Source organism: Staphylococcus sp. GDY8P47P, from assembly GCF_016892225.1.
In the GTDB taxonomy this organism is placed as follows: domain Bacteria; phylum Bacillota; class Bacilli; order Staphylococcales; family Staphylococcaceae; genus Staphylococcus; species Staphylococcus borealis.
The window spans coordinates 1-3585 of record NZ_JAFENV010000045.1; the positions used below are offsets into that span (position 1 = coordinate 1).

The 3585-nt window shown below is 35.7% G+C and carries 5 protein-coding genes; 3 read left to right on the forward strand and 2 right to left on the reverse strand.

Going from position 1 to position 3585, the window contains the following annotated elements; genetic code table 11:
* Nucleotides 1-121: 121 nt before the first annotated feature.
* The gene (hxlB, locus tag JVV30_RS12585; RefSeq protein WP_053031360.1) at nt 122-670 is read right to left on the reverse strand and encodes a 6-phospho-3-hexuloisomerase; all 549 of its coding nucleotides are present in this window, start codon (nt 668-670) and stop codon (nt 122-124) included.
* Between the two features lie 2 nt (nt 671-672).
* Nucleotides 673-1305: a 3-hexulose-6-phosphate synthase gene (gene hxlA / locus JVV30_RS12590; RefSeq protein WP_053031358.1), complete on the reverse strand. Its 633-nt coding sequence runs from the start codon at nt 1303-1305 to the stop codon at nt 673-675.
* Between the two features lie 269 nt (nt 1306-1574).
* On the opposite strand from hxlA, the gene JVV30_RS12595 reads away from it, so the two are divergent.
* Genes JVV30_RS12595 through folE2 form a run of 3 tightly spaced genes read left to right on the forward strand, consistent with a single transcriptional unit; the run spans nt 1575 to nt 3508 of the window.
* On the forward strand, nt 1575-1937 hold the full coding sequence (locus JVV30_RS12595) for a YojF family protein (RefSeq protein WP_174841478.1): 363 nt from the start codon (nt 1575-1577) through the stop codon (nt 1935-1937).
* Between the two features lie 13 nt (nt 1938-1950).
* A complete protein-coding gene (bshB2, locus tag JVV30_RS12600) occupies nt 1951-2616 on the forward strand; it encodes a bacillithiol biosynthesis deacetylase BshB2 (RefSeq protein ID WP_204194332.1) in 666 nt (221 codons plus the stop codon).
* A gap of 13 nt (nt 2617-2629) precedes the next feature.
* Nucleotides 2630-3508: a GTP cyclohydrolase FolE2 gene (folE2, locus tag JVV30_RS12605; protein WP_204194333.1), complete on the forward strand. Its 879-nt coding sequence runs from the start codon at nt 2630-2632 to the stop codon at nt 3506-3508.
* Nucleotides 3509-3585: the final 77 nt, after the last annotated feature.

Genomic DNA, 3585 nt, shown 5'->3' on the forward strand with positions numbered 1-3585 from the left:
CACAATTATACGGACTTTATCCATGCATTTGTAGCTAAATTTCTAAACTCTTTTTAATATTCCTATTTATATAAAAATAGGACTGAGACATTTTTTAATATCCCAGTCCTCAAATATTTATTTATTCTAAATTAGCATGATTATTTTGCATTTCTTCTTCATTAATATTAAAGGTTTCCATCAATCCTAATACAACACTATCTAAGAATAATAATGAGGATTGTTCAAATAAACTGCCTAGCGGTTGTTCAGAACCTTCAACATCATATTTTGTACCTGCAGGTAATTCAATAACTGTTTCCGCTAATTCGCCAATCGGAGAATCAGGGTTTGTTGTTAATAATACAACTTTAGCACCTACTGATTGTGCCTTTTCAGCTAATAAACGTAAATGCTCAGTTGAACCTGACCCAGACAAAATCACAAACAAGTCATGTTCTCTAATAGATGGCGTTGTTGATTCACCTACGACAAATGCGTCTTTACCTAATTGGTTCAATCGCATTGCGAAACTATTCGCCATAAAACCTGAACGCCCTTTACCGGCAGTGAATATTCTTTGCGCACCATTCACATCATTGGCAAAGCGATCATACTGTTCATCTTGTACGTGTGATAATGTACGATCTAATTCTTCAAGAATTAATTTATAATTTGTAAATTGAGACATGCTTATTTACCTTCAATCGCTTCACGACATTGTTTTGCTGCTTCAACAGGGTCATCTGCATTAGCGATACCGCCACCAACAATAACTAAATCAGGGTTTTCAGCTACGATGTCTTTAATTGTTTCTGGTTTAATACCGCCAGCTACTGCAACTTTAGAATTCTTAATTACAGATTTAACAGTGCGTAAGCTATCTAATGGAGATTGACCTTCAGCTTGTAAGTCATAACCCGTGTGTACTGCAATATAGTCAGCACCCATTTCATCTAATTCTTTCGCACGTTTTTCTAAATCTTGAACTGCAATCATATCAACTAATAATTGTTTGTCATGTTTATGTGCTTCTTCAACTGCTGCTTTGATTGAAGCGTCTTCAGCTACACCTAAGATGGTAACTACATCTGCACCAAATTTAATAGCTTGGCTTACTTCGTAGTCTGCTGCATCCATAATTTTAAGGTCTGCTAACACTTTAGCATTATTAATATTTTCATTTAAATGTTGAACTGCCGGTAAACCTTCATTGATAACAATTGGTGTACCAATTTCTACGATATCTACATATTCCTCAACTTTTTTAGCTAACTCTGCTGCTTCCTCTTTATTTAATAAATCGATTGCTAATTGTAATTCCAATGCAAACATCCTTTCGTTACTAAAGTCATATATCTTCAGTTCTTAGTTTTGTCTTTCACATTTATTAGTCTACCCGTCTTCTATCTTTTTAAACGATATAACTTCATCAAACCTTTATCTTATTTTTTATAAAAGCCCTTACAGTAATTCAACTATTTAAGGGTATAATTACCATTTTTTCTAAATAAATTGAGCAGAGATGTACAATTAGTCACATCTTTTTAGTAAAATAAATAGATAAACATATTGTATGGTTGCAAGGAGTGAAAGTGTTGGAACCCATTAACGCTGAAGAAGTACAACAATTATTAACATCATTCGAAAATAAACCTGTATACCTACACGTTGAAACGACTAATGGTGCGTATGCGAACCATTTCGATCAACGTGTCTTTAATGCGGGAACATTTTTAAGGAATATACAAGTCACGTATGAACATGCACAACTTAAAGGTGGAGAGAAAGACCCTTATAGAGTTGGTCTAAAACTCCGCGATGGTGGTTGGGTTTACGTTCAAGGGCTAACGCATTATGAAATCAATGACAACAATGAATTTTTAATCGCAGGATTTAACTACGAAGGACAATTGGCTGCCACAATCGAAATCAGTGAAAAGCCATTTACAGTATAGAGGAGGTTTATTCATGAAAGATGAAAGACACGTGTTAATGATATTTCCACACCCTGATGATGAGACCTTCTCATCAGCTGGAACGATTGCCAGTTATATCGATAAGGGCATACCTGTCACTTACGCATGCCTAACATTAGGACAAATGGGACGTAATTTAGGTAATCCTCCTTTTGCAACTAGAGAATCACTACCTGATATTCGCGAGCGTGAATTAGAAGAAGCCATGAAAATCATTGGTATCACTGATTTACGTAAAATGGGGTTACGTGATAAAACAGTTGAATTTGAGCCTCATGAGCAAATGGATGACATGGTACAAAATTTGATTGAAGAAACCAATCCATCAGTGATTATTTCTTTCTATCCTAAATTTGCCGTACATCCCGATCATGAAGCAACAGCCGAGGCTGTAGTAAGAACCGTAGGACGTATGCCTAAGGATGAACGACCACGATTACAACTTGTAGCGTTTAGTAATGATGCACCAGACATACTAGGCGAACCAGATATATTAAATGACATTCGTGCATATCGAGATTTAAAATTGAAAGCTTTCGAAGCACATGCATCTCAAACTGGTCCATTTTTAAAACAATTAGCGAGTCCAGAAGTCGGTGGCGAAACGCAAAGTTTCTTAGACGTCGAACCATATTGGACATATCACTTTGAATCTTAAGGGGAGGTAAACAATGACTGAATTTGATTTATCTACACGTGAGGGTCGTTGGAAACACTTTGGCTCAGTTGACCCAATCGAAGGTACTAAACCAACAACTAAAAATGAAATGACTGACTTACAAAGCACACATAAAAATTTCTTATTTGAAATTGAAGAAGTCGGTATTAAAAACTTAATTTATCCTGTGAACATCGATCGCTTCCAAACAGCGGGGCGCTTTAGCTTCTCAACGAGCTTAAATAAAGATGAAAAAGGCATTAACATGAGCCGTATTCTTGAAAGTGTCGAAAAACATTATAACAATGGTTTAGAGTTGAATTTCGATACACTTTATCAGGTATTACGTACATTACAGACGAATATGAAACAGAATTCAGCAGGTGTTGATGTTTCGGGTAAATGGTTCTTTGACCGCTTCAGTCCAGTAACGAACATTAAAGCAGTAGGCAATGCCGATGTCACTTACGGATTAGCCATCGAACAAGACCAAATTACACGTAAAGAAATTACAATTGAAGCAACTGTAACAACACTATGCCCATGTTCTAAAGAAATCAGTGAATATTCAGCCCACAACCAACGTGGTGTAGTTACAGTTAAAGTTTATTTAGATAAAAACAACCAGGTTGTTGATGATTATAAAAATAAAATTCTAGATGCTATGGAAGCAAATGCAAGTTCAATCTTATACCCAATTTTGAAACGTCCAGATGAAAAACGTGTTACAGAACGCGCTTATGAAAATCCACGATTCGTCGAAGATTTAATTCGTCTTATCGCTGCTGACTTGGTAGAATTTGATTGGATAGATGGTTTTGACATTGAATGTCGTAACGAAGAATCTATTCACCAACATGATGCATTTGCGAAATTAAAATATAGAAAATAATCGTAGCATATAAATAACAAGGCAGTTGTCACACATTTCAAATGTGACAACTGCCTTTGACTATCAAATGCTATACC

What these genes read in the sequence shown, in the direction of transcription:
- hxlB (WP_053031360.1), bottom strand. Translation starts at nt 670, where the DNA reads ATGTCTCAATTTACAAATTATAAATTAATTCTTGAAGAATTAGATCGT.
- folE2 (WP_204194333.1), top strand. Translation starts at nt 2,630, where the DNA reads ATGACTGAATTTGATTTATCTACACGTGAGGGTCGTTGGAAACACTTT.
- bshB2 (WP_204194332.1), top strand. Translation starts at nt 1,951, where the DNA reads ATGAAAGATGAAAGACACGTGTTAATGATATTTCCACACCCTGATGAT.